Origin of the sequence: Streptomyces sp. NPDC060194 (assembly GCF_042728285.1) — a bacterium.
Classification (GTDB): domain Bacteria; phylum Actinomycetota; class Actinomycetes; order Streptomycetales; family Streptomycetaceae; genus Streptomyces.
On the sequence record NZ_JBHWZH010000271.1, the window covers coordinates 1 to 3,268 of the forward strand.

A 3,268-nucleotide genomic window follows, 5' to 3' on the forward strand; every position below is an offset into this window, starting at 1 on the left:
CCCCGCAGCGGCCGCATCCTGCGACTGTCCGCCGACACCACCCCGGCCGCCGAGGAGCTCGCCCCGGCCTCGGCCGCCGCGCCGCGCACCCCGCGCCGCCGTGCCACCCGCAAGGCGACCGCGCCCGCCGCCCCCGCCGGTGAGCCGAGCGGCGCCCCCGAGGCCGGCGAGATCGCCGAAGCGGTGGCCGCCGCGGACACGGTCGAGGCCGCGCCCGCCGCGCCCGCCGAGGAAGCCCCCGCGCCCGCCGCCCGCACCCCGCGCCGCCGCGCGACCCGCAAGGCGACCGCGCCGGCCGGAGCCCCGAGGGCGGCGGAGGCCGTGGAGGTCGCCGACGCGCCGGTGGCCCCCGAGGTCGCCGAGACCGCCGTCGCGGAGCCCGTGACCGCTGCCGTCGAGGCCGCGCCCGCCGTCGACTCGGGGCCGGCCGTCGAGGCCGCGCCCGCCGCCGAGGACGAGGCGCCGCGAGGCCGCACCCGCCGCCGGGCGGTCCGCAAGGCCACCTCCCCGGCCGGGTCCCCGCAGGCGGCGCAGGCCGTCGAGACGCCCGCGCCCGCCGCCGAGACCGCGCCCGCCGCGGAGGAGGACGAGGTCGAGGAGGAGGTACCGGCCGCGCTCGTCGCGCCGGTCGCCGAGGAGGTCGTCGCCGAGGAGGCGCCCGCGCCGCGCACCCGCCGCCGGGCGACCCGCCGGGCCAGCGCGCCGGCCGGTTCCCCGCAGGACGCGCAGACCGCGGAGCCCGCCGCGGCCCCCGCTCAGGACGAGACCCCCGCGCAGGCCCCCGCCGAGACGCCCGCCGCCACGCCCGCCGTGACCGTCGCCGACGCCGTCGACGCCCCGCGCGGCCGCCGCAACCGCCGCGCCGTGCGCAAGGCCACGTTCAGCGCCGAGGCGCCGGAGCGGGACGCCGCGCGCGCCGCGGAGGAGGACGGCGGCTCGCGCCGCCGGCCCGCCGTGGCCGTGTTCCGGGCGCCGGTGTTCTCCGAGCCGATGTTCCAGACCCCGGAGTCGGCCGCCGCCGCTGCCGCGCAGGTCCCCGCGCCCGCCGCGGCCCCCGCCGTCGAGCCCGAGGACGAGGCCGTCGCCGAGCCCGAGGGCGACGACTCCTTCGACGAGTCCGGCGACCGCCCCTCGCGCCGCCGCCGTCGCGGCGGACGCCGCCGCCGTCGCGGTGACGCCCCGGAGAACGAGACCGAGGGCGGCGACGACGAGTCCCCGGCCGCCGAGGACACGAAGAGCGACGAGGCCGTCGAGCCCGCCGCGGCCAAGGCCGCCGAGGCGCCGAAGCCCAAGGAGCCCGCCCGCAGGTCCGCCGAGGCGGACGCGGAGTCCGGCGCCGTCGAGAGCGCTGACGAGGACGACGACGAGGCCGCGGACGACCGCGAGGACGGCGGCGAGCGCGGCTCCGGCTCCAGCAGCAGCCGTCGCCGTCGCCGCCGTCGCCGCCGCAGCGGTGACTCCGGCGGCGACGACTCGCCCGCCGGGTCCGACGACCCCGAGCGCACCGTCGTCAAGGTCCGCGAGCCGCGCCGGCGCGAGGTGCCGCTCGGCCGCGACGAGCAGGGCTCCGGCTTCGACGAGGTCACCTCCATCAAGGGCTCGACCCGTATGGAGGCCAAGAAGCAGCGCCGCCGCGAGGGCCGCGAGCAGGGCCGCCGCCGGGTGCCGATCATCACCGAGGCCGAGTTCCTCGCCCGCCGCGAGGCCGTCGACCGGGTGATGGTCGTCCGCCAGAGCGGCGAGCGCACCCAGATCGGCGTCCTCGAGGACGACGTCCTCGTCGAGCACTACGTCAACAAGGAGGAGGCCACCTCCTACGTCGGCAACGTCTACCTGGGCAAGGTCCAGAACGTGCTGCCGTCCATGGAGGCCGCCTTCATCGACATCGGCAAGGGCCGCAACGCGGTCCTCTACGCCGGCGAGGTCAACTTCGAGGCGCTCGGCATGGCCCACGGGCCGCGCCGGATCGAGACCGCGCTGAAGTCCGGCCAGTCGGTCCTGGTGCAGGTCACCAAGGACCCGATCGGCCACAAGGGCGCCCGCCTGACCAGCCAGGTCTCGCTGCCCGGCCGGTACCTGGTCTACGTGCCCGAGGGCTCGATGACCGGCATCAGCCGCAAGCTGCCCGACACCGAGCGGGCCCGGCTGAAGACGATCCTCAAGAAGATCGTCCCCGAGGACGCCGGCGTCATCGTCCGCACGGCCGCCGAGGGCGCCAGCGAGGACGAGCTGCGCCGCGACGTCGAGCGCCTCCAGCAGCAGTGGGAGGACATCCAGAAGAAGGCGAAGAGCGGCGGCGCGTCCAACCAGCCGACGCTGCTCTACGGCGAGCCGGACATGACCGTCCGGGTCGTCCGCGACATCTTCAACGAGGACTTCTCGAAGGTCATCGTCAGCGGCGACGAGGCGTGGAGCACCATCCACGGCTACGTCAGCCACGTCGCCCCCGACCTCGCCGACCGGCTGTCGCGCTGGACCAGCGAGGTGGACGTCTTCGCGACGTACCGGATCGACGAGCAGCTGATGAAGGCGCTGGACCGCAAGGTCTACCTGCCGTCGGGCGGTTCGCTGGTCATCGACAAGACCGAGGCGATGATCGTCGTCGACGTCAACACCGGCAAGTTCACCGGCCAGGGCGGCAACCTGGAGGAGACCGTCACCAGGAACAACCTGGAGGCGGCCGAGGAGATCGTGCGCCAGCTGCGGCTGCGCGACCTCGGCGGGATCGTGGTCATCGACTTCATCGACATGGTCCTGGAGTCCAACCGCGACCTGGTCCTGCGTCGGCTCCTGGAGTGCCTGGGCCGGGACCGGACCAAGCACCAGGTGGCCGAGGTGACCTCGCTGGGCCTGGTGCAGATGACCCGCAAGCGGGTCGGCCAGGGCCTGCTGGAGTCGTTCTCCGAGACCTGCGTGCACTGCAACGGGCGCGGCGTCATCGTCCACATGGAGCAGCCGACGGCCTCCGGTGGCGGCGGCAAGCGCGGCAAGAAGCGCGGCAAGGGCGGCAACGGCGAGGGCCACGACCACGAGCACGAGGTCGTCGAGCCGGCGGTCGCGGCGACGGAGGTCGCCGAGGCGGTCGACGAGGTCGAGACCGAGACCGAGGCCGAGGTGGCGGCCGAGGCAGCGGCTCCGGTCGCGCTGCCCTCGCCGGACTTCTCCGCCGACGAGGAGCTGTTCAGCAGCATCGCCGAGGCCGCGGCGTCGGTCCGGGGCCGGGGTCGCCGCCGGGCGACCCGCAAGGCGTCGGCGCCGGCCGGGGAGC

The 3,268-nt window shown here is 76.4% G+C and carries 1 protein-coding gene; it reads left to right on the plus strand.

Annotation, left to right across the window (positions count from 1 at the left end):
* Window positions 1-3,268 (plus strand): Rne/Rng family ribonuclease (locus tag ACFWEG_RS28735; RefSeq protein ID WP_387220968.1); only part of this gene is annotated, 3,268 nt, incomplete at both ends.